This is a genomic window from Chryseobacterium takakiae (assembly GCF_900129385.1).
Lineage (GTDB): Bacteria > Bacteroidota > Bacteroidia > Flavobacteriales > Weeksellaceae > Chryseobacterium > Chryseobacterium takakiae.
In genome coordinates, this window is the sequence record NZ_FQVO01000008.1 from 135,838 (window position 1) to 156,605 (window position 20,768).

Sequence of the window (20,768 nt, forward strand, 5' to 3'; positions counted from 1 at the left end):
CTAATCTTTAAAAACCTGGTTTTCCTGCTCCTGAACTCTGATAAAAGTAGTTCTTTTAGACAATTCTTTCAACGTTGAAGCTCCAACATAGGTACAGGTAGATCGTACCCCTCCCAAAATATCTTTTACCGTTTCCGAAACCGGACCTTTATAAGAAACCTTTACGGTTTTTCCTTCCGATGCCCTGTATTCTGCAACACCTCCGGAATGTTTATCCATCGCCGTCTTGGAACTCATTCCATAAAAGAGACGGAATTTTTTTCCATTTTCTTCAACAATTTCACCGCCGCTTTCATCATGTCCTGCAAACATCCCGCCCAACATCACAAAATCTGCTCCACCGCCAAAAGCTTTAGCCACATCTCCCGGAACTTTACATCCGCCATCTGCGATAATATGCCCCTTCAATCCATGCGCTGCGTCGGCACATTCAATAATTGCCGAAAGCTGCGGATATCCCACACCGGTCTTTACGCGGGTTGTACATACAGATCCCGGACCGATTCCCACTTTAATAATATCGGCACCTACCAGAAGAAGTTCTTCCACCATTTCTCCGGTAACCACATTGCCGGCAATGATGATTTTATCAGGGAAATTGGCTCTTGCACTCTTCACAAATTCAACGAAATGCTCGGAATAGCCATTGGCTACATCAATACAGAGAAATTCGATTTTAGGATGCTTTTCAAGGATGATACGGATCTTTTCTTCATCAGATTTACCGGTTCCGGTGCTCAATGCAATATACTGATAGATGCTGTCCGGCTGCGAATCCAGAAAAGCAGTCCATTCTTCAGGTGTATAGTGTTTGTGAACTGCGGTAATGATTTTATCCCGGGCAAGCTCCACCGCCATCTCAAAGGTTCCTACCGTATCCATATTAGCGGCAATTACGGGAACACCGCTCCATTTTTTTCGGGTGTGCCTGAAGGTAAATTCTCTTTCCAGATCAACTTCAGAACGGGATTTTAATGTAGAACGTTTCGGACGGAACATTACATCCTTGAAACCCAGCTTTATATCATATTCTATTCTCATAATTTGGAAATTATATTTAAATAAAAATAAGGAAAAAGATTGATTGTAAATCTTAAAACTCGCTTAGATTAATAGGAATTCCTTATAAATCTATATTCTGCAACCAATTTACAAGAAGAAATATGATTAATCACCTAAAAAGCATCAAGAACGAAGCAAAAAGGTCGGATGTCAATGAGAATAGGGTCATTAATGAGCCAAAAAAGCTGGTTAATCATGCCGAAAGGCTTGATCATCAGTATCAGGAAATGAATTTCGTATGAAATTAAGAAGAATTCCTGTATATATATTTAAAAAAGCAATACATTTGAAGCCATGGATTTTCCTGTAACCTTTAACATTTTTGGTAAAACAATCCTCGCCCATCCGCTTTTTGAAGCGGCAGGAATTTTCATCGGTATGCGCTATTATTTTTATTTAAAAAGAAAGTCCGCTGAAAAGATGTCTTTCAATACTTCTGCAGCTGTTTTAATAGGAGCTACAGCGGGAGCCTTAATAGGTTCCAAACTTATTGGAAATTTGGAAAATCCATACACTCTTTTTGAAAATTTTAGCTTCAAAAGATTTTGGACAAATAATACGATTGTTGGCGGACTGGCTTTTGGGTTAATTGGAGTAGAATGGGCAAAAAAAATTGTCGGCCATAAAGAAAGCACAGGAGATCTGATTGTTTTTCCATTAATTCTGGCAATGATTATCGGGAGAATAGGCTGCTTCCTCACAGGAATTCATGAAGAAACATACGGTATCCCTACAGATTCTTTTTTTGGAATGCATCTGGGAGATCAGTATCTGAGACATCCTGTTGCTTTATATGAAATTGCTTTCCTTATTGTTTTGTGGATTGTTTTAAAAATAATTAAGAATAAAAATAAATTTCCATCAGGATTTATCTTTCAGTTATTTATGATCTGTTACTTCAGCTTCAGATTTATGCTGGATTTTATCAAGCCTAAGGTAGAAATCACTGCAGGAGTCGGAACCATACAGTTGGTTTGTGTTGCCGTGATTTTTTACTATTTCTTTAAGCTCAGATCAACAAAAGTTGTAAATTCACTTTAAATAAAACTCATGAAACTACTAACATTACTTGAAGTTGGGAATCTGGATCTCGTCGGATTAGTTATATTCGTTATTGCTATTGTTCTAGTTGTACTTTTTGTTATATCAGTTTTTGTAGCAGCTTTTGTACAGATTATTTACGAATGGAATAATGAAAAAAAGTTTTCAAAAGGACAGTTTTGGAAGACCGTTTTGATATCAATGCTTGTGGGAGGGCTCATCAGCGGTTTTGTTTGTGGAGGAATGTAAAAACAGTAAGAATGGATTTGTTGATTTTAATAATAACAGCACTTTTTATATTCGGAGGAACTATTTTTGGAATTTCATTTATAGTTGGAAAAATTACTGAAGCTATTTTTCATTGGAAGAATAAAAATTTTTCAAAGAAGCAATTTTGGCAAACCGTCACTATTTCCATGCTTATCTGTTTGATAATTAGCGGAATGATTTGCGGAGGAATTTTATAAATTAAGAATTATTATGCCCGTTAGAAACTATACCTATTACGATTATACCATCAGTCTTTGCCCGGAATGCCTGAAAAGAGTAGGCGCAAAGATCATTATAGAAGATGAAGCTGTTTTCATGACGAAAAGATGTCCCGATCACGGATTTTTTAAAACAAAAATTGCTTCTGATGTTCAGTATTATAAAAACATAAGAAATTACAATAAAGCATCAGAAATTCCTGTACATTTTGGAACCGACGTAGAATATGGCTGTCCTTACGATTGTGGTTTATGTGTTGATCATGAACAACATAGCTGCCTTTCCATTGTGGAAGTAACGGATCGATGCAATCTTACCTGTCCCACCTGTTACGCCATGTCGTCTCCGCATTATGGAAGCCACAGAAGTCTGGAAGAGATTGAAGCCATGTTTGATATTATTGTTAAAAATGAAGGTGAACCGGATGTTGTGCAGATCAGCGGAGGAGAACCGACCATTCATCCACAATTTTTTAAAATCATGGATATTGCGAAGTCGAAACCGATTAAACATCTAATGCTGAATACCAACGGGGTGCGGATTGCCAATGATCCGGGATTTGCAGAAAAACTGGCTGCCTATGCTCCGGAATTTGAAATTTATCTTCAGTTTGATTCCTTTAAACCGGAAGTGCTTGAAGATTTCAGAGGAAAAGATTTGACGGATGTCCGTTTGAAAGCGTTGGAAAAATTGAATGCCCTGAATCTTTCAACAACACTCGTAATTGTTCTTCAGAAAGGTAAAAATATTGACGAAATCGGAAAAATTATTGAATTTGCGTTAAAACAGAAATGTGTCCGCGGAATTACCTTTCAGCCTGTAGAAATTGCCGGAAGAAACCGGGAAGATTCTGCTCACGAAAAAATAACCCTTACCGAAGTAAGACAGGAAATATTAAACCAATTTCCGCTTCTCAATTCGGATGATATTATTCCGGTTCCGTGTAATCCCGATGCTTTGGCCATGGGATATATTCTGAAACTGGAAGGAGAAACCATTCCTTTAACACGATACATCAATCCTGCTGATCTCCTGAATAATGAAACCCGAAATACCATTGTTTACGAACAGGATACCGGATTGCAGATGCAGCTTTTGGATATTTTCAGCACCGGAATTTCTGTAGATAAAGTGAAACCTAAAGTGAACCAGTTATTGTGCTGTCTTCCTGACGTTTCCGCACCCAATCTGGATTACGATAACCTGTTCAGAATTATCATCATGAACTTTATGGATGCCCATGATTTTGATGTACGGGCGGTAAAGAAATCCTGCGTTCATATCGTCAATAAAGACCTGAAAATGATTCCTTTTGAAACCATGAATCTTTTTTACAGGGATGATAAAAGGAAGTATTTGGAGGAATTAAGGAAGGAGGATAGAGTTTTGTTCTAATCTGTATATTTTTATTAATCGATTATTATATATTTTAATTTAGTTCTTCTCTATAGGATTTATAGTCAATGTAGAATTAGTGTTAGAATTTTTGATTAAATTATTAATTTTAATTTGCTGCATTTTTTTTCTATCAATATATTTGACAGACTTGTTAAATATAACATTTTTATCTTTTGATATTATTTGTAATAAACTGTAATGAAAATTATTATCATTATCAAAAACTTCAAGAATTAATCCAGGTAGACCAGAAAATTTATATGGACCATCAGAAATACCGATTTCATTTGTGTACCAAGCAGTATAATTTCTTCCGCGAAATGTTGTTTCTGCCTTTTGACAGTTGTAGCCTAATATTTGTTTTTTTTCGTCAATTAATTTCCATTCCATAATTGGAATAGATTCCATATATCCAATATTTATTTTATCTATTAATTCACTAAATATCATTTCACCTTTATCAAAATCTTTAAATATAACATGGTTTACTTTAAACATAGGACCTGCGGGAAGTTGAATTATTTTTTGATTTGCTATGATAGAATCGATTTTAAATTTATTTTCATTTTGAAAGATAGAACGCTTATCTCCCAAATATAAACAGACAATATCATTATCAAATTTATTTTCTCTTAAATTCGACTTGTATTTAAGATTATAAATAATTTGAATATTTGATTTAAAATTTATTATTTGTGAAGATAATAATGAGAAACTAAAAAAAAATAGAAAGTATGTGATTTTATGCTTATACATATTGTATACTGTTAAAATAAATAAGTAAAAAATTTATATATTAAGAATGAAATAAAAAAGGGCCCATATCATTAAGTAATAACATGGCCCCATAATATGTATGTGATCAATTTTAATAATTAAGCCATACCTGTACCTGAACCAGTACACGTTGGCTCCATACCAACATATGTTCCTGGTTGGGCTGGAACAAATGTATAATAATTATGATCACTCTTTAAATATATATATGTTCCATATACGAAACAAGTTCCGTTTGCTGTTTGAATTGCCCCCATACCATATTCGTAGTCATAATCAGGAGAAGGCCTTTCTATTCCTCTAAATGTAGTTTCTTTTATAGAAGGTTTATCTTCAATGATTATTGAAGGTGTATTTTTTACAATTCCAGTATTCGCACTCATAAAACTAGCAATACCTAAAAATGCTGATAAAAAAAATTTTTTCATGATAGTTATAAAAATTATTATTAATATGGGTTAAAGTTTATACACATTATACCCTATTAGGTGTATTAAATATTTAATACACCAAAAATAAAAAATAAAATTAATAATTTATATAAAAATCACCATATTTAGAATAATTTTTTTAATGTGTCCATATACTCATACGCCGTAAGATCGAATTTTACAGGTACAATGGAAATGTATCCATTCGCCAGAGCTGTTTCGTCTGCATCTTCAGATTCATCCATATTATTAAAGTATCCTGTGAGCCAGTAATATTTTTTACCGTGAGGATTTACCCTTTCGTCAAAGCTTTCTTCCCATTTGGCATGAGCCTGTTTGCAGACTTTCACCCCTTTAATTTCTTCCTTCTGAAGTTTCGGGATGTTTACATTTAGAACAACGCCTTTTGGCATTGGATTTTCCAATGTTCTTTTAACAATATTCTGAATATATTCTTTCGCCTGTGTAAAATCTGCTTCCCAGCTGAAATCCAGCAATGAGAATCCGATAGCCGGGAGATTCTCTACACCTGCTTCTACCGCTGCAGACATTGTCCCTGAATAGATCACATTAATTGAAGAATTGGCACCATGGTTGATCCCGGAAACCACAATATCCGGCCTTCTCGGCAAAATCTTATCAAGAGCCATCTTTACACAATCTACAGGGGTGCCGCTGCAGGAAAAATCTTTTTGCGGGCCCTCCAGATGCACTTCTTCGTAGCTGAGGGTAGAATTGATGGTAATGGCATGACCTTTACCGCTTTGTGGAGAGTTAGGTGCTACTACAACGACTTCTCCGATTTCGTTCATAAAACTTACAAGATTTCTGATACCAGGTGCTGTAATCCCGTCGTCATTTGTAACCAGAATAAGTGGTTTTTCCATATTAAAATTTAATTTTAACAAAAATACTTAAAACTATCTGATATTTATAAAGAAGGTATTAAATTTGATAATTTGTAACAGTTAATTAAAAATTACAACTTATTAAAATACTTTTTTAAAAAATTAATAAAATACATTACAGATTTATGTGGAAAAATTTTAAGCTAAATAAATTTTTACTCCTCATTCCATTAACAAGTCTAATGTTTTGTTTCAACTCGCCTAAAAATGATGATGAAAAGATGCAGACGATAATGGTGAGCGTAAAAAACACACTTTCTTATTTACACTATAGCCCAAAACCTATTAACGATGCGTATTCAAAAGATGTTTATAAGCATTACTTCGAATTGGTAGATCCGGGTAAAAGATACTTCCTGCAATCGGATATGGATGAATTCGCAAAGCACGAAACCAAACTTGATGATTATATTAACTTGGGAGATCTTACCTTTTACAAACTTACAGTTGACAGATTATACCAGCGTGCAGATGAAATTGACAAAATGACGCAGGATATTTTCAGCAAACCGATCAACCTTCATGAAGACGAATCTCTGATCCTTGAGCCGAAAATTAAAAAAGCACCTGCAAGCAAAGAGGAAATGTATAATGAGTGGAAAAAATTCATTAAATACAATATTCTTCAGGAAATTGAATCCATGAACAGCAAAGAGGAAGCGCAGAAGGAAAAGAAAGATTCTGTTCAGAAATACAAGCTGAAAGATACGATCAAGTACGAGCCTATAGCGCAGGATCAGAAAATTAAAAAAGCAACGGATGAGGTAAAAGATCTTGTTAAAGAAACATTTACAAGGTTCAAAAAGAGAAAGAAAATGGATTGGTTTACCGTTTATATGAATGCCTATACCGAAGTTTTCGATCCGCACACCAATTATTATTCACCGAAAGACAAAGAAGATTTTGATACACAATTTAAAGGATCAGTCATAGGAATTGGAGCTATTATTCAAGAAAAAAAGGGAAATCTTTATCTAGGTGCGCTTACCATTGGTGCCCCGGCCTGGAAGTCCAAACAGCTTTCCGAAGGAGATAAAATTTTAAAAGTAAAATCCAAGCCGAAGGAAGACGCTGTCAATGTCGTGGGAATGCTTTCCGACGAAGCGGTACGTTTGATTAGAGGGGAGAAAGGTACACCGGTAACCCTTACGGTTCAGAAGAAAGACGGAACAATAAAAGACGTAACCATGATCCGGGAAGAAGTAGCCATTGAAGATACTTTTGCGAGAAGTATTGTGGTAAACTCTCCGAACGGTAAAAAATACGGATTCATTAACTTACCGAGTTTCAATGCTAATTTTGAAGATGTTAATGGCAGAAATGCTTCTGATGATATTAAAAATGAGATCATTAAGCTGAAACAGCAGAATATTGAAGGGATTGTTCTGGATCTTAGAAATAATGGAGGAGGTTCTCTTACTGAAGTAGGAGATATTATGGGGCTTTTCATGGATGCAGGGCCTTATGTTCAGGTAAAGGATGGTAACGGAAAAATTCAGACCTTAAAAAATAAACAGGAAGCACCGATCTGGACAGGTCCGTTGGTGATCATGCAAAATGAGCTTTCCGCTTCTGCATCTGAAATTCTTGCAGGGGTAATGCAGGATTACGGAAGAGCAATGATTATAGGTTCTCCGCAGTCATTCGGAAAAGGGACGGTTCAGACTTTTGTGGATCTTAACAGATTCTTGAATACGGAAGATGATTTCGGATCTTTAAAGCTTACCATCCAAAAGTTTTATAGAATTACCGGTGAATCTACTCAGAGAAAAGGTATTGTTTCCGATATACAAATGAAAGATTTCTTTACCTATGCTGAAATAGGGGAAAGATATGATGATTATGCCTTGGCTTGGGATAAAATTCCTTCCACCAATTTCCAGAAGCTTAATTATTTCAATATTCAGGCCTTGGAAAAAGCAAGTGCCGACAGGATGGCTAAAAATGCCAAATACCAGCTTCTTTTGGAATCTGCACAATGGAGAGAACAACTGGATAAAGAAGAATCTATTACTTTGAATATTGATAAGTTCAATGAGGTTACAAAACAAAGAAAAGCCCAGATTGAAAAATTCAAATCATTAACTAAATTTGAAAACGGACTTCAGTTTGTGATGTATCCTAGTGAAATAGAAAGAGAGAAAAAAGACGAAGCTTTCAAAAAGAAATCTGAAATCTGGATCAAAAATCTGAAAAAAGACCTTTACCTTCAGGAAGCCATGAACATTATTGCCGATATGAACGTAAAATCTTAAATAAATTTACCGGTACAACCGATAACAAAAATCAAAAAAACCGTTGCTTGAGGTTCTTCTCGAAGGCAACGGTTTTTTTATTGAATAAGCAGTAATTATTTAATCTCCACACATCCCACTCTTCCTCCCGCATTTCCCGTAGGCTGCGTATGAAAGTCGTCCGCCGAAGCATGAATAATCAATCCTTTTCCGATAATGTTTTTAGACTCATCTGTACATCCGAGACACCATTTGTCGGTCTTAAAGGTCAGCATGGCATTTCCGTTCTGGTCAGCGGTAAGATTTCCGATATCTCCCATGTGGAAATGTTCGGCTCCCCATTTCCCGTGATCGTCCTTCGCAGGATTCCAGTGTCCTCCTGTAGAAGTTCCGTCCGCTGCAGAGCAGTCTCCTTTCTCATGAATATGTACCGCATGAATTCCCGGAGTAAGATTGGTTATATCCAGCTTCATCACAACTTCATTTCCCTTTTGCGTAAATTTTGCCGTTCCGCCGGTTTGCGTGTTACTTTTAGATAGTACCTGGTAAGTGTTTGTCGTTCCGCACGAAACTACAAATAGGGCACCTGCTGCCAGTAATGATAATGTTTTAGCTTTCATTTTTTTAAATGATTTAAGTGATTGTAGGTTAAAATTAACAAAACATTTACGGATAGGCCTTATGATTTCAGGATCTTTTTGAAAATAATAGTAAAAGATTCTTTTTCTAAATAATAACTAAGCAAAAAAAATAAAAACCAATAGTTGGAGATTCCCCTCCTTTGGAGGGGTGGCAAAAATTCAGGAAAATTTTTGACGGGGTGGTTTAATCATGACAAAAAGCAGCGCTCCCTGCCTTCAGACCAAACCAACCATTCAGAAATCAAATTCTACCGTTCGGTAAGAAAAATTTATCTTCACTAAAATTTCATCTTATTTTTGAACCGAAAATATAAGCTATGAAAACAAAACTATTATTGCTCTTTACTCTTTTATCTTTTGCGTTAAGTATGGCACAGACGAAGATTTCAGGAAGGGTAACCTATAAAAATAAAGGCGTTGCTGAGGTAAATGTAACCTTAAAAGACACCTACGACGGAGCAACAACAGACTCCAACGGAAACTTTTCTTTTGAAACTTCTGAAAAAGGTAATAAGAGCTTGATATTCACGCATCCAAAATATATCGAAGTAGAAAGATCAATTCTCATTGAAAATCAGGAAGTTTCCGTGAATGCTGAGCTGAAGGAGCAGATCAATGAAATTGATGCCGTTGTCGTATCGGCAGGTTCTATTGAGGCGAGCGATAAAAAAAGAGCGACGGCACTTCTCACCCCGATTGATATTTATACAACCGCAGGAGCAGACGGACAGATTTCTTCGGCGTTAACTTATCTTCCGGGTGTTCAGAAAGTAGGTGAAACAGAAGGTCTTTTTATCCGTGGCGGCACAGGAACAGAATCCAGGATTTTCATGGATGGAAGCCTTATCAATAATTATTTCTCGAATTCGGTTCCGGGAATTGCAGGAAGAGATCGTTTCAATACTTCACTTTTTAAAGGAAATGTGTTCTCAAGCGGCGGATATTCTGCACTGTACGGACAGGCGCTTTCCGGGGCACTGATGCTGGAAAGTGTCGATCTTCCGGATCAGAGTTCTTACGATGTCGGCGTTTCACCCATCTTCTTAAATGCAGGATTTCAAAAGCTTACGGATAGTAAAAATTCATCTTTCGGGGCAAGCGTAGGATATTCCAATCTAAAGCTGATGCAGGATGCTATTAACTTCAATACCAATTTCTTAGAAGCTCCCCAAAGCTTCAACGGTGATTTTAATTTCAGAATCAAAACAAAATCCGGAGGTTTCTTTAAATATTACGGGATGTACGATTCCAACAGGATGGGAGTAAAGACCCAAAGCCTGGAGCCGCAAGAGTATGATTGGTCTCTGGTAAAATTAAAAGGAAAAAACACGTATCACAATTTGTCATTCAAACAAAAGTTCGGGAAATATTTGCTAAATGTGGGAACTTCTTATTCCTTCAACCGTTCGGATCTTGATTTTTCAACCGAAAAGAATGATGTTGAAAATGGCAAAACAAAACTTTTAACGGATGGGAATTATATTAATTTTAAAACCGTTTTAGAAAGGAAAGTAAATAAAATCAGTGCGTTTCGCGGAGGATTTGAATTAAACGGAACCAGTGAAAAACTCAGCTTTGATGAATTTGTTCAGAAACATTACAAAGACCTGATTTCTTCTGCGTTTGTAGAAACAGACTTAGGATTCAGCAATCATTTGTCAGCCAAAATAGGAGTAAGAGCAGAATACTCGTCGTATCTTGAAAAAAGCAATATTGCTCCGCGTCTGGCTTTAGCCTACCGTTTTGCAAAAGACTGGACTACCTCTTTCGCGTATGGTATTTTTTATCAGAATCCGGAAAGCAGATACATCAACGGACCGGCTCAGCTGGATTTTCAGAAAGCGCAGCATTATATTTTCCAGGTGCAGCGAACATCGGAAGGCAGAAGCCTCAGGTTTGAAGCCTTTTATAAAAAATATGATGACCTGATTAAAGTCAAAAACCTAAGCTATATTGAAGGGCAGAACCAATATGTACAAACTGCGGATAACAATAATGGCTACGGTTTTGCAAAAGGACTGGAACTATTCTGGAGAGACAAAAAAACATTTGAAAATATCGATTACTGGATCAGTTATTCTTACCTGGATTCCAAAAGGGATTTTATGAATTATCCGGTAAGCTTAAAACCCAACTTCGCCTCCGAACATACGCTTTCGGCTGTAGCCAAAAGATTTGTACCAAAATGGAAGACAGGCTTTAACCTTTCTTATACCTATGCTAAGGGTCGTCCGTATTATGATATTGCAACACAGAATGTAAATGGCGAACCGGAATATTTTGTAAGAAACGAAGGTCGTTTAAAAGATTACAATGCCTTGAATTTCAGTGTTAATTATCTGCCGAATTTAGGGAAGAAAGATGCGAAAGCATTTACGGTGCTTGTCCTGAGTGTTTCTAATATATTGGGTTCAAAAAATGTATACGGCTATAATTTCTCAATGGATGGAAGCAGAAGCTCCGCAGTGGTACCTCCGGTAAATACTTTTGTTTTTATAGGAGCTTTCATCAGCTTTGGAGTTGATAAAACACAGGATGCTATTAATAATAATCTATAAATTAATCAAAAAATATATTTAAAGACAATACTATTAACTTTAAAAAAAATTAGAAAAATGAAAAAATATCTATTTACCATCGCTTTAAGTATGATGAGCTTAACCGCTTTCGCTCAGGCAGATTATGAAAAAATAATGTCTGATAAAATTACAAAACTCGAAACGACCATGTCTGTCGATCAGTTTCAGGCATTGGCTAATGATTTCGACAGAATCGGGAAAAAAGAAACAAAGCAATGGCTGCCTTCCTATTATGCCGCACTGGCTTACCTTCAGAAAGGGCGAATGCAGATGCAGTCCGGTAAAATGTCTGAGCTTTCAGTAAATGCCAATGCTGCCGATAAATACCTTGACCAGGCAGAAGCCATTGCCGGGAAAGACAATTCTGAAATACATCTTCTGAGAAAAATGGCCTATTCCCTGAGAATGATGGAAAATCCAGCAGAACGATACATGACAGACGGAATGAAAGCCATGGAAGAGCTGAAGAAAGCGGAAACTCTCGATCCGAATAATCCGAGAGTGGCCCTCATTAAAGCAGAAGACACCTATTTTACTCCTGAACAATACGGCGGAAGCAAAGAAAAAGGACTTCAGCAGTTTAAGGAAGCACTCGAAAAATTCAAAACATTTAAACCGAAGACCGCTTTAGACCCGAACTGGGGGAAAGCCGAAGCAGAATATTTTCTAAGCGGAGCCGCAAAATAAATTCATAAGCCTTCTCTCAGGAGGAGGCTTTTGATTTTCACACAGGAAAACATTTCTGTGAAAAATAATTTTTAATATTTTTAAGAAGTCCCAAACTGAGGCAGGGAAACTGATTATGAAAAGAAAGAACTTTATCACTTTATGCTGGATATCACTGGCAACATCCATGTTTTTCTTTTTTGTTTTTACAGATGAGAAAACCCTGGAGAATTTTATGCTTACCATTGCCATATCATCCATGTACTCTTTTGTTTTAGGTGCAGGAAACGGGCTGATCAATGACTTTCTCAACAAGAAATTCCCATGGTCGGAAGCAACTACGAAAAGGGCTGTAATCAGCATTGTTTCCATTTTATCGGCTAATATCATTCTGGTGTATTTCTGTAATTACATGAATTTTGTCGTTTTCCAGAAAGCAGCCACTACAGAAGAATATTTTACCGGGAAATACAATTATATCAACTGGTTTACCATTAATATTGCATTGCTGATTTCAGCTTTCCTCCACGCAAAAGGTTTCATGGAAGAGCTGAAAAAGACTTCAAAAAAGGAAGTGGTGGAGCAGAAGCTTATCGCAAAATCTGCCAATGCCCAGTTTGAAAGTCTTAAAAACCAGCTTGATCCGCATTTTTTATTTAATTCCCTTAATGTTTTAAGTTCCCTTATTGATGAAAATCCAAGACAGGCCCAGAAGTTTACCGCTTCCATGTCAAAGATTTACAGATATGTTCTGGAACAGAAAGACAAAGAATTGGTAACGGTGGAAGATGAACTGGAATTTGCAAAAACCTACTGCGAACTTTTGAAAACAAGATTTGAAGACAGTGTGGATTTTATTTTCGATGTTAAAAAAGAAGACTACAGACGATTTGTTGTTCCGTTATCGCTTCAGCTGCTGTTGGAAAACTGTATCAAGCACAATTTTGCAACATCATCAAAACCGCTTATCATTAAAATTTACTCCGAAAATGACACGCTGTGTATTGAAAATAACCTTCAGGTACGGGAGCAAATTAAAGAAAGTTCCGGAATAGGGCTGGCCAATATTGTACAGCGGTATGCTCTTCTTACAAAGAAAAATGTTTTTATTGAAAAATCTGAAGATTACTTTAAAGTAAAGCTTCCGGTACTGTCTGCAAAACCAAATGTTGTCACCGAAAAGACAAATGATGAAGACCAGGCTTACGAAAGGGCACAGAAAAGAGTAAAAGAGCTTAAAAGCTTTTACGGAAACCTGATCTCTTACTGCATTATCATTCCTTTTTTAATTATTCTTAACCTTATTACTTCACCTCGCAATATCTGGTTCTATTGGCCGATGCTGGGATGGGGAATCGGGTTGGTTGCTCACGGAATGAGTGTCTTTGCCATTGGAAAAAGCTGGGAAGAAAAGAAAATCCGGGAAATTTTAGAAAAACAGAATCATTTTAAAAATTAAATATCATGAATCCTATCAGCAAAGATGACATCAGATACAAAGAAGCGGAAAAACGCGTCAAAAAAATAAAGAACTTCTATGTTTTTGCGTTTGTTTATTTCGCCGTGAATATTTTTATCCTGATCATGAATTACAGGCAATTAAAGCCGGGAGAGACCATCTGGCACCTGAAATACTTTTCTCTTCCCTTATTCTGGGGAATCGGGCTTATCGGTTATGCCATCAATGTTTTTGTACCGGGAGCTATTTTAGGAAGAAACTGGGAAGAAAAGAAAATAAAAAAACTGATGGAAGAAGAAAAAGCAGCACAGAATAAATACAACAAATGATGGAAACACTACAGATCTTGTTTGCCGCTTCTATGGGAGCTTGGTTTTTAAGTGAAATTCTTTATAAGAATATTTTAAAATCAGGGCAGAATGACAAAAAAGGAAAAGACCAGTCTACCCTGAATATTCTGTGGCTGGCTATTCCGCTATCCATTGCATCGTCTGTAACCATTTCATACCTCATAAAATTTCCGATTTCCGGTGAAAAATGGATCTATTATGCAGGGGTCGTTCTTGTCTGGACAGGAATTATTTTGAGGTTTATCATCATCCGGTCATTAGGAAAATATTTTACCGTTGATGTAACGATACGGGAAGACCACAAAATTAAAAAAGAAGGCTTCTACAAATATGTAAGGCATCCTTCTTACGCTTTTTCGCTGCTGACGTCAGTTGGTCTCGGATTGTATTTAAACAACTTGTTTTCACTGATTTTGGCATTTGCCATACCGTTTATTGCTTTCAGTTACAGAATTACAGTTGAAGAAAGAACATTAATTGAGCAGTTCGGGGAAGAATACCTGGAATACCGAAGAAAAACAAGAAAATTAATTCCGTTTATTTATTAATCTCATTAAATATCAGCGAGAGAAATTTATTTAATCGTAACGCTTTAGACCAAAGAAAACAAAATCCCGATTCTCCATTGAGTCGGGATTTTTACAATTCAGAATAAATATTCTACGGTTCGGTCACATAAAATTGATTGAAGGCTTGTTTCCTTCCTACATTTGTCTAAACAAAAACAAACAATTAATCTTAAAAATAAAAATTATGGAAACTTTCACCAACAAAGAAGAACTGGCGTACCAAAAGGCATCTAGAAGAGTAAAAGAATTAAAAGGATTTTATGGAAATCTTACTTCCTATTGCCTGGTTATTTCATTTTTAGCAGTGTTAAACCTTATCACTTCACCGGAATACTTATGGTTTTTATGGCCAATGTTAGGCTGGGGAATCGGAATTGCAGCGCATGCAGCCAATACCTTCGGGATAAGCAAAGACTGGGAAGAAAAAAAGATCAGAGAACTGATGGAAGAAGAAAGAAGAAATACAAAAACACTTTAAATTTTATTATTATTAAAACTTTCACTGAAATTAAATTATGTCAGTTGGCTTAAAAATAATTAACTGAATTTCTTAATGTTACATTTATTCAAACAACCTTTAAAAATTAATACAATGAACTACAATCAGGCACAACAGAGAGTACACGATTTAAAAAAATTCTATAAAAACCTCTTATGGTTCGGAATAGTTGCCGCAATCATTTTCGCAGATGATATTTTTAAAAAAGGATTTCACCTTTCACTTTGGAACGGATCAATCATCCTGACAATCTGGGGAATTATTTTAACCGTTAAAGCCGTAAAGCTGTTCATTTTCGATTCGGAATGGGAACAGGGCATCATCGAAAAAGAAATGAAAAGAACAAAAGAGCCGATTCAGTTTTAGAAACTGATAACTTTTGATTATTTTTAAATGCTAAAACTAAATCTGGAACTCAAAAAATGATAAAAACAGTCATTATCGAAGACGAAAAACCGGCTTCAAGGAAATTGGAAAGAATGCTAAGTGAATTTCCTGATATTGAATTGGTTGCCAAAATAGAATCTGTAGAAGAAGGTGTTGCCTGGTTTTCAGAAAACGAACATCCGCAGCTTATTTTTTCTGATATTGTACTGGGAGACGGCTTGTCATTCGATATTTTTGAAAAAATCCCTACCAAAGCTTTTATCATTTATACAACGGCATTCGATCAATATACCCTGAAAGCATTTAAACTCAACAGCATCGATTACCTTTTAAAACCTATTTTGGAAGAAGATCTCGGTGTGGCCATTGAAAAATTCAAATCGTTCATTCCTTCGGAAAATTCTGTTAATTCACAGGAAATAAAGCAGTTAATCAAGAAAGATAAGACAACGCTTTCCAGGATTCTGGTAAAGATTGGCTACAATCTTAAAATTGTACAGACTCATGAAGTGAGCTGCTTTTACAGTGAAAATAAAATTGTGTATCTGCAGACCCAGGAACGTGCTTTTCCTTCAGATTTTACATTGGATGAATTGGAAGATATCTTGGATGATAAAAAATTTTTCAGGGTGAACCGGCAGTTTATCATCAATTCAGATTATATTAAAAATATCCACACCTCGCCCAACTATAAAGTAGAACTGGAGTTTCAGCCTAAAGAAGAAATTACGGTAAGCCGCGACCGTGTGAAGGATTTTAAAGACTGGCTGGTGAGTTAGTAAGAGGATAGGAAGATAATAGAGAAAAGAGAATAGACTTTCTTTTATCCTAAAAACTTTAAACCCTGAACTTTAAACTGAAAACCACCAACTACTTGTAATCAATCCGGTTAGCTTCCGTATCTTCAAGCTGTTTTACAATAGAAGGCGGGATTTCTTCACTGTCAATCGGAAAGCTGATAGAATCGGTAATGAATGTCTTCCGGTCTGCTTTCTGAAAAATTTCGAAAAGAGCAATCGGCTCCTGGTTAAAACTGATACACGTACTTATAAAATGCAATTCATGGAGCTTGTATTCTGGATTTTTAAGCTTTTCCTTGATATCTTTTATCCTTGAGATAAAATGACGCTGCCGAATGAACGTATTGCTGTTCATGATGATAAAAACATAATCTGAATAAGCCGTCACTTTGCCAAAATACTTATGACGGTCGCCACCGCTTCTTTCAATGAAATATTCTCCCGAAGTTTCGGATTTATAAATCTCTGTGGCAGATCTCCAGATGCGGTCTTCTTTAGCCAGAAGAGGACTTTCGGGAAGGTTTCTGTTGTAAGAATACCAGCAGCCGACCAATTTATCCAGCAGTTCCGTATTGGGCTTTACATTATTCATATCAATCCGCAAATCATTAAAATTAAATGATTCCGTATTGGAATTAATAAAATCAATATAATTGGAATATCCTAAAACCCTTACAATCTGGCTTAATTTGGCAAGATTCGGTTTGCTGATAACCGCATTTTTATCCTGACTGTATTTTTTTAATTTATTAATGATGATATGTTCATACAGATAATTGGAGCCTAAAATATCGGGATCTTTCTTAATCCCTTTTCCCTGATTTTCAGCACTGATGAGGTCATTCAGTTCATCAACAATATAAGACCATTCAGTTTTGGAAACATCTTCCCAATGGCTTTTTTTCAGGAAGTGCATGGCCAGAAAATTCATCAGTTTTTCTAAATGCTGCAGATCTTCTTTTTTCATTAAGTTAAATTATAAGACTAATATAAGATTATTTTAAAACATAATAATACCATTGCAAGACTTTTATATGAATGTTTCCTGCGATATTTGAATAGAAACAAAATCTAAACAAATGGAAACAAAATTCATCTTACAGAATGATCCGCTTTGGAAAAGGCTTCAGAATTTTTCATTAGACCATCCGGATGCTGATTTTCCCTTTTCTAAAAAACTGGCGAAAGAAGAAAACTGGACGAACTCCTTTACGGCGAAAGCGATCGAAGAATACAAAAAGTTCGTTTATCTCTGCTGTTCATTGCCGAACGGGGCTTCACCGAGTGAAATTGTTGATAAAGTATGGCATCTGCATTTGGTGTATACCCAAAATTACTGGGAAGAATTCTGTCCCGGTATTCTGCAAAGGAAACTGCATCATCATCCGTCGCAAGGAGGGCAAAAGGAAAATGAAAAACATAAAATGTGGTTTAATGAAACCTTAGAAAGCTATCGTGAAATCTTTCAGCAGGAACCGCCGGAAGAGATCTGGAAGCCTGATGTAAAGCCTTCCAACAAGAATAATAAATCATACTTCGGTAAAATTGTGCTTTTGGTTCTTGGTGCTTTCGTTATTTATTCCTGTTCTGAAAATAGCAACAACGGATTAGGAATATTTTTTATACTGATTGTTTCCTTCGTAGTTATTGTGCTGATTATAAAAGCATTCACTAAAAACAACGGATCAAATAAAAATAATACCGAAACAGGAGGCGACGGAACATTCTTTTATAGCTGCGGAAACGACAGTTCCCACGGAGACGGAGGAAGCTCTTCAGGCTGCAGCAGTTCCTGCGGAAGCAGCTGTGGGGGAGGTTGCGGCGGCTGTGGCGGCGGAGATTAATTTTTACATTCCAAAAGCAATGAAAAGAATACTCATCCATACCATTCCTGTGATCATCAGCTTTATCTGGCTTATTGCCGTCAACAATACCCTAAATCCATTCTCTTTGAAAGGCCCTTATTTTCTCAGATTTTATCTGATTTTTATCTTTATGTTTTACAGTTTGATATTGATTTTAAAATATTTCAAGTATAAGATTTCCGAAACAGAGGTTTATGGTTTAGTCTCAATTATTTTAGTAGGAATTATCAAGCTTTTTATTGGAATTTATTTAGGAAAACCTTTCGGATTTTTAATTGCAATTTTACTGTCTGAATTAATTGTATTGGTGATTATTACGCGATCTTATTTCAGGCGTCAATCAAAGTGAAACTACTTAATTTTTCTAAAAAGAAACCCGAAACAAATGCTCCGGGTTTTATCATATTATAATTACAATTTCATTTTTTCTGCTCTATATCGGTTGATCAGGAAATAGGTGAGCGCAACCAGCAAAATGCCTAATGTGAGCTGTGATTTTTCGGGATTAACAATCTCCTGGTAAAGATGATATCCGAAAAATGAAGATACTAAAGCAATGATTAATTGTTGTGCGTACGAATACTTGTTTTCTAAGATGGTTTTCATAATGATATTTTTTATTGTTATTTACAGAGTAAGTATAACAAACCAAAATATGTTACAGAAAATTTATTTCTTTATGAAATTACACCGCTTCCCAACAATTCTTCTCCATCGTACCACGCTGCAAACTGTCCTTCGGCAATGGCAGACTGCAGCTCTTCAAATTCAATATAAAAAGCATCGTCAAACTGATACAGTTTTGCTTTCTGCAAAGGCTGTCTGTAACGGAATCTTGCCATCACTTCCATCGATTCTCCGCTTTTTAACTTCAGATCTTCGCGCACCCAATGCAATTCGGAATTATCAATTTTCAACGCTTTTTTCAGCAATCCCGGAAATTGATGTCCTTCTCCCACAAAAAGAATATTGTTTTCCATATCCCTGGAGACGATAAAACAGCTCTCTTTGTGACCACCTATTCCAAGGCCTTTACTTTGCCCGATCGTGAAAAACTGCGCGCCCTGATGTTTCCCGATTACTTTTCCGTCAGCTTTTTTATAATTGATTTTTCGGCTTAAAAATTCAAGCTCTTTCTGTTTAGATGAAAATTTTGGTGTTTCCTGGGAAAAAAGCGGGGATTCTTTAAAAATTTCCACGATTTCTCCTTCTTTCGGAACCAATTGCTGCTGAAGGAACTGAGGAAGGCTTACTTTTCCGATAAAGCATAATCCCTGGGAATCTTTTTTATCAGCCGTTACCAATCCGATTTCCTTGGCAATTTCCCTTACCTGAGGCTTTGTCAGTTCCCCGATCGGGAATAACGCTTTAGAAAGCTGATCCTGATTAAGCTGGCATAAAAAGTAAGACTGGTCTTTATTGTTGTCTTTTCCGGCTAATAAATGAAAAACTTCATTGCCGTTTTCATCGATAGCGGAATCTACTCTGGCATAATGTCCGGTTGCTACCTTATCTGCACCAAGTGATAATGCTGTTTTCAGAAAAACATCGAATTTTACTTCGCGGTTGCATAACACATCAGGATTCGGAGTTCTTCCTTTTTGATATTCATCGAACATATAATCCACGATTCTTTCTTTATACAGCTCGCTCATATCGATTACCTGGAAAGGAATTCCCAGTTTCTGGGCAACCATCAGCGCATCATTGCTGTCTTCGATCCACGGACATTCATCTTCCAGTGTTACCGAAGCATCATTCCAGTTTCTCATAAAAAGAGCTACGACTTCGTGCCCTTGCTGTTGCAGCAGATACGCCGCCACACTGGAATCTACGCCTCCTGAGAGGCCTACTACTATTTTCATTCTATTCAATTTACGAAACTCTTAACGGGAGTTCTTAGTTTGACGCTGCAAAAGTACAATTAAAAAGATTCGCAAAAAAGTTATAATTTTAAACATCGACAAAAACAATATTTACATGAAAAAGTTTATAATCCCTTTATTTCTGCTTATTTCCGGATCTGTATTCTGTCAGGTAGCCGTTGGAGCCTCGCCGGAAAATAATAACCGCTGGACCTTTGGAGGCGGAATCGGTTTAGGCTTTGGAAGCAATAATTACTTTAACCTTTCAGCTGCTCCGAGAGTAGGATACAGGCTAACTAATGATTTGGAAGGCGGAGTTTTGGGAAGTGTGTCGTGGCAAAAATCCAACGCGTACAGCTCAACCATGTTCGGAGCAGGACCATTCCTGAATTATTATATCGGAAGAACTTTTTTTGTAAGTGCTATTTATCAACATTATTTTATCAACTATAAAGATAAGTTGTATGATTTTAAAACCAATGAAAATGAAGAGGCTTTGTATCTGGGAGGGGGTTATATGCAAAGAATCGGGAATAATTCGTACTTACAGTTGGGGTTGATGTATAATGTGCTGTGGAAAAAAAACTCCAGTATTTTTTCGAGTGGCCTGGTTCCGAATATAGGTTTTGTGGTGGGGCTTTGATATAAATAAGTAAGTATTTTATCAAATCAGCGATATCTGCAAAGTCTTCTTGAGATTATATTTATCTCCCATAGATTGCACAGATTCCGTAGATTAAATTATTTT

At 36.3% G+C, this 20,768-nt stretch carries 24 protein-coding genes; 16 read left to right on the forward strand and 8 right to left on the reverse strand.

Annotated elements, in window-relative coordinates; genetic code table 11:
- On the reverse strand, nt 1-1,041 hold the full coding sequence (locus tag BUA76_RS11690) for a GMP reductase (RefSeq protein WP_072884986.1): 1,041 nt from the start codon (nt 1,039-1,041) through the stop codon (nt 1-3).
- Between the two features lie 122 nt (nt 1,042-1,163).
- Between BUA76_RS11690 and BUA76_RS19275 the strand changes: the two genes are divergently transcribed.
- From BUA76_RS19275 to BUA76_RS11710, 5 genes are read left to right on the forward strand one after another with little or no spacing between them, the layout of a single operon-like run.
- Complete coding sequence (locus tag BUA76_RS19275; RefSeq protein ID WP_178337334.1) at nt 1,164-1,304, forward strand: hypothetical protein; 141 nt, start codon at nt 1,164-1,166, stop codon at nt 1,302-1,304.
- A 52-nt stretch (nt 1,305-1,356) separates the two neighbouring features.
- Entirely contained in the window at nt 1,357-2,103 is a 747-nt protein-coding gene (locus BUA76_RS11695; protein ID WP_072884987.1) for a prolipoprotein diacylglyceryl transferase, read from the forward strand.
- Between the two features lie 9 nt (nt 2,104-2,112).
- Nucleotides 2,113-2,352 (forward strand): hypothetical protein, encoded by a 240-nt coding sequence (locus tag BUA76_RS11700; protein ID WP_072884988.1) that lies wholly within the window; start codon nt 2,113-2,115, stop codon nt 2,350-2,352.
- 11 nt (nt 2,353-2,363) lie between these two features.
- Entirely contained in the window at nt 2,364-2,570 is a 207-nt protein-coding gene (locus tag BUA76_RS11705) for a hypothetical protein (RefSeq protein ID WP_072884989.1), read from the forward strand.
- 13 nt (nt 2,571-2,583) lie between these two features.
- Entirely contained in the window at nt 2,584-3,987 is a 1,404-nt protein-coding gene (locus BUA76_RS11710; protein ID WP_072884990.1) for a radical SAM protein, read from the forward strand.
- Between the two features lie 39 nt (nt 3,988-4,026).
- Here BUA76_RS11710 and BUA76_RS11715 read toward each other — a convergent pair whose 3' ends face one another.
- From BUA76_RS11715 to surE, 3 genes are all read right to left on the reverse strand, one after another.
- A complete protein-coding gene (locus BUA76_RS11715) occupies nt 4,027-4,746 on the reverse strand; it encodes a GLPGLI family protein (RefSeq protein WP_072884991.1) in 720 nt (239 codons plus the stop codon).
- Between the two features lie 119 nt (nt 4,747-4,865).
- Nucleotides 4,866-5,195, reverse strand: coding sequence for a hypothetical protein (locus tag BUA76_RS11720; protein WP_072884992.1), 330 nt, complete (start codon nt 5,193-5,195; stop codon nt 4,866-4,868).
- Between the two features lie 128 nt (nt 5,196-5,323).
- Complete coding sequence (surE, locus tag BUA76_RS11725) at nt 5,324-6,085, reverse strand: 5'/3'-nucleotidase SurE (RefSeq protein WP_072884993.1); 762 nt, start codon at nt 6,083-6,085, stop codon at nt 5,324-5,326.
- Nucleotides 6,086-6,231: 146 nt separating this feature from the next.
- On the opposite strand from surE, the gene BUA76_RS11730 reads away from it, so the two are divergent.
- Nucleotides 6,232-8,361, forward strand: a complete 2,130-nt coding sequence (locus tag BUA76_RS11730) for a carboxy terminal-processing peptidase (protein WP_072884994.1) — start codon at nt 6,232-6,234, stop codon at nt 8,359-8,361.
- 95 nt (nt 8,362-8,456) lie between these two features.
- Here the strand turns inward: BUA76_RS11730 and BUA76_RS11735 are convergent, their stop codons facing one another.
- The gene (locus tag BUA76_RS11735) at nt 8,457-8,960 is read right to left on the reverse strand and encodes a superoxide dismutase family protein (RefSeq protein ID WP_072884995.1); all 504 of its coding nucleotides are present in this window, start codon (nt 8,958-8,960) and stop codon (nt 8,457-8,459) included.
- A 338-nt stretch (nt 8,961-9,298) separates the two neighbouring features.
- On the opposite strand from BUA76_RS11735, the gene BUA76_RS11740 reads away from it, so the two are divergent.
- The 8 genes from BUA76_RS11740 to BUA76_RS11775 all read left to right on the forward strand — a co-directional run bounded on the left by BUA76_RS11740 (nt 9,299) and on the right by BUA76_RS11775 (nt 16,269).
- Complete coding sequence (locus tag BUA76_RS11740) at nt 9,299-11,539, forward strand: TonB-dependent receptor (protein WP_072884996.1); 2,241 nt, start codon at nt 9,299-9,301, stop codon at nt 11,537-11,539.
- A gap of 57 nt (nt 11,540-11,596) precedes the next feature.
- Nucleotides 11,597-12,247 carry a hypothetical protein gene (locus BUA76_RS11745; protein WP_072884997.1) on the forward strand — a complete coding sequence of 217 codons (651 nt, stop codon included), beginning with the start codon at nt 11,597-11,599 and terminating at the stop codon, nt 12,245-12,247.
- A 115-nt stretch (nt 12,248-12,362) separates the two neighbouring features.
- Nucleotides 12,363-13,685 (forward strand): 2TM domain-containing protein, encoded by a 1,323-nt coding sequence (locus BUA76_RS11750; protein ID WP_072884998.1) that lies wholly within the window; start codon nt 12,363-12,365, stop codon nt 13,683-13,685.
- Between the two features lie 5 nt (nt 13,686-13,690).
- Nucleotides 13,691-14,014, forward strand: a complete 324-nt coding sequence (locus tag BUA76_RS11755; RefSeq protein WP_072884999.1) for a 2TM domain-containing protein — start codon at nt 13,691-13,693, stop codon at nt 14,012-14,014.
- Nucleotides 14,011-14,583, forward strand: coding sequence for a methyltransferase family protein (locus BUA76_RS11760; protein ID WP_228408485.1), 573 nt, complete (start codon nt 14,011-14,013; stop codon nt 14,581-14,583). Before BUA76_RS11755 ends, BUA76_RS11760 begins: the two co-directional genes overlap by 4 nt.
- A 205-nt stretch (nt 14,584-14,788) precedes the next feature.
- Nucleotides 14,789-15,082 (forward strand): 2TM domain-containing protein, encoded by a 294-nt coding sequence (locus BUA76_RS11765; protein WP_072885000.1) that lies wholly within the window; start codon nt 14,789-14,791, stop codon nt 15,080-15,082.
- A 114-nt stretch (nt 15,083-15,196) separates the two neighbouring features.
- Nucleotides 15,197-15,469 (forward strand): 2TM domain-containing protein, encoded by a 273-nt coding sequence (locus tag BUA76_RS11770; RefSeq protein WP_072885001.1) that lies wholly within the window; start codon nt 15,197-15,199, stop codon nt 15,467-15,469.
- A 56-nt stretch (nt 15,470-15,525) separates the two neighbouring features.
- Nucleotides 15,526-16,269: a LytR/AlgR family response regulator transcription factor gene (locus BUA76_RS11775; RefSeq protein WP_083573222.1), complete on the forward strand. Its 744-nt coding sequence runs from the start codon at nt 15,526-15,528 to the stop codon at nt 16,267-16,269.
- Nucleotides 16,270-16,360: 91 nt separating this feature from the next.
- Here BUA76_RS11775 and BUA76_RS11780 read toward each other — a convergent pair whose 3' ends face one another.
- Nucleotides 16,361-17,257, reverse strand: coding sequence for a hypothetical protein (locus BUA76_RS11780; protein ID WP_072885002.1), 897 nt, complete (start codon nt 17,255-17,257; stop codon nt 16,361-16,363).
- 112 nt (nt 17,258-17,369) lie between these two features.
- Between BUA76_RS11780 and BUA76_RS11785 the strand changes: the two genes are divergently transcribed.
- Entirely contained in the window at nt 17,370-18,134 is a 765-nt protein-coding gene (locus BUA76_RS11785; RefSeq protein WP_072885003.1) for a glycine-rich domain-containing protein, read from the forward strand.
- 432 nt (nt 18,135-18,566) lie between these two features.
- On the opposite strand, the gene BUA76_RS11795 is transcribed toward BUA76_RS11785, so the two are convergent.
- Together BUA76_RS11795 and mnmA are read right to left on the reverse strand one after the other, a co-directional pair.
- Nucleotides 18,567-18,761: a hypothetical protein gene (locus BUA76_RS11795; protein WP_072885005.1), complete on the reverse strand. Its 195-nt coding sequence runs from the start codon at nt 18,759-18,761 to the stop codon at nt 18,567-18,569.
- A 71-nt stretch (nt 18,762-18,832) separates the two neighbouring features.
- Complete coding sequence (gene mnmA, locus BUA76_RS11800) at nt 18,833-20,020, reverse strand: tRNA 2-thiouridine(34) synthase MnmA (protein WP_072885006.1); 1,188 nt, start codon at nt 20,018-20,020, stop codon at nt 18,833-18,835.
- 115 nt (nt 20,021-20,135) lie between these two features.
- Here mnmA and BUA76_RS11805 point away from each other — a divergent pair, with 115 nt between their 5' ends.
- On the forward strand, nt 20,136-20,663 hold the full coding sequence (locus BUA76_RS11805; RefSeq protein WP_072885007.1) for a hypothetical protein: 528 nt from the start codon (nt 20,136-20,138) through the stop codon (nt 20,661-20,663).
- Nucleotides 20,664-20,768: the final 105 nt, after the last annotated feature.

Bases quoted from the DNA above. Each gene is read 5' to 3' on its own strand.
- BUA76_RS11690 (WP_072884986.1), bottom strand. From the start codon at position 1,041: ATGAGAATAGAATATGATATAAAGCTGGGTTTCAAGGATGTAATGTTC.
- BUA76_RS19275 (WP_178337334.1), top strand. From the start codon at position 1,164: ATGATTAATCACCTAAAAAGCATCAAGAACGAAGCAAAAAGGTCGGAT.
- BUA76_RS11695 (WP_072884987.1), top strand. From the start codon at position 1,357: ATGGATTTTCCTGTAACCTTTAACATTTTTGGTAAAACAATCCTCGCC.
- BUA76_RS11700 (WP_072884988.1), top strand. From the start codon at position 2,113: ATGAAACTACTAACATTACTTGAAGTTGGGAATCTGGATCTCGTCGGA.
- BUA76_RS11705 (WP_072884989.1), top strand. From the start codon at position 2,364: ATGGATTTGTTGATTTTAATAATAACAGCACTTTTTATATTCGGAGGA.
- BUA76_RS11710 (WP_072884990.1), top strand. From the start codon at position 2,584: ATGCCCGTTAGAAACTATACCTATTACGATTATACCATCAGTCTTTGC.
- BUA76_RS11715 (WP_072884991.1), bottom strand. From the start codon at position 4,746: ATGTATAAGCATAAAATCACATACTTTCTATTTTTTTTTAGTTTCTCA.
- BUA76_RS11720 (WP_072884992.1), bottom strand. From the start codon at position 5,195: ATGAAAAAATTTTTTTTATCAGCATTTTTAGGTATTGCTAGTTTTATG.
- surE (WP_072884993.1), bottom strand. From the start codon at position 6,085: ATGGAAAAACCACTTATTCTGGTTACAAATGACGACGGGATTACAGCA.
- BUA76_RS11730 (WP_072884994.1), top strand. From the start codon at position 6,232: ATGTGGAAAAATTTTAAGCTAAATAAATTTTTACTCCTCATTCCATTA.
- BUA76_RS11735 (WP_072884995.1), bottom strand. From the start codon at position 8,960: ATGAAAGCTAAAACATTATCATTACTGGCAGCAGGTGCCCTATTTGTA.
- BUA76_RS11740 (WP_072884996.1), top strand. From the start codon at position 9,299: ATGAAAACAAAACTATTATTGCTCTTTACTCTTTTATCTTTTGCGTTA.
- BUA76_RS11745 (WP_072884997.1), top strand. From the start codon at position 11,597: ATGAAAAAATATCTATTTACCATCGCTTTAAGTATGATGAGCTTAACC.
- BUA76_RS11750 (WP_072884998.1), top strand. From the start codon at position 12,363: ATGAAAAGAAAGAACTTTATCACTTTATGCTGGATATCACTGGCAACA.
- BUA76_RS11755 (WP_072884999.1), top strand. From the start codon at position 13,691: ATGAATCCTATCAGCAAAGATGACATCAGATACAAAGAAGCGGAAAAA.
- BUA76_RS11760 (WP_228408485.1), top strand. From the start codon at position 14,011: ATGATGGAAACACTACAGATCTTGTTTGCCGCTTCTATGGGAGCTTGG.
- BUA76_RS11765 (WP_072885000.1), top strand. From the start codon at position 14,789: ATGGAAACTTTCACCAACAAAGAAGAACTGGCGTACCAAAAGGCATCT.
- BUA76_RS11770 (WP_072885001.1), top strand. From the start codon at position 15,197: ATGAACTACAATCAGGCACAACAGAGAGTACACGATTTAAAAAAATTC.
- BUA76_RS11775 (WP_083573222.1), top strand. From the start codon at position 15,526: ATGATAAAAACAGTCATTATCGAAGACGAAAAACCGGCTTCAAGGAAA.
- BUA76_RS11780 (WP_072885002.1), bottom strand. From the start codon at position 17,257: ATGAAAAAAGAAGATCTGCAGCATTTAGAAAAACTGATGAATTTTCTG.
- BUA76_RS11785 (WP_072885003.1), top strand. From the start codon at position 17,370: ATGGAAACAAAATTCATCTTACAGAATGATCCGCTTTGGAAAAGGCTT.
- BUA76_RS11795 (WP_072885005.1), bottom strand. From the start codon at position 18,761: ATGAAAACCATCTTAGAAAACAAGTATTCGTACGCACAACAATTAATC.
- mnmA (WP_072885006.1), bottom strand. From the start codon at position 20,020: ATGAAAATAGTAGTAGGCCTCTCAGGAGGCGTAGATTCCAGTGTGGCG.
- BUA76_RS11805 (WP_072885007.1), top strand. From the start codon at position 20,136: ATGAAAAAGTTTATAATCCCTTTATTTCTGCTTATTTCCGGATCTGTA.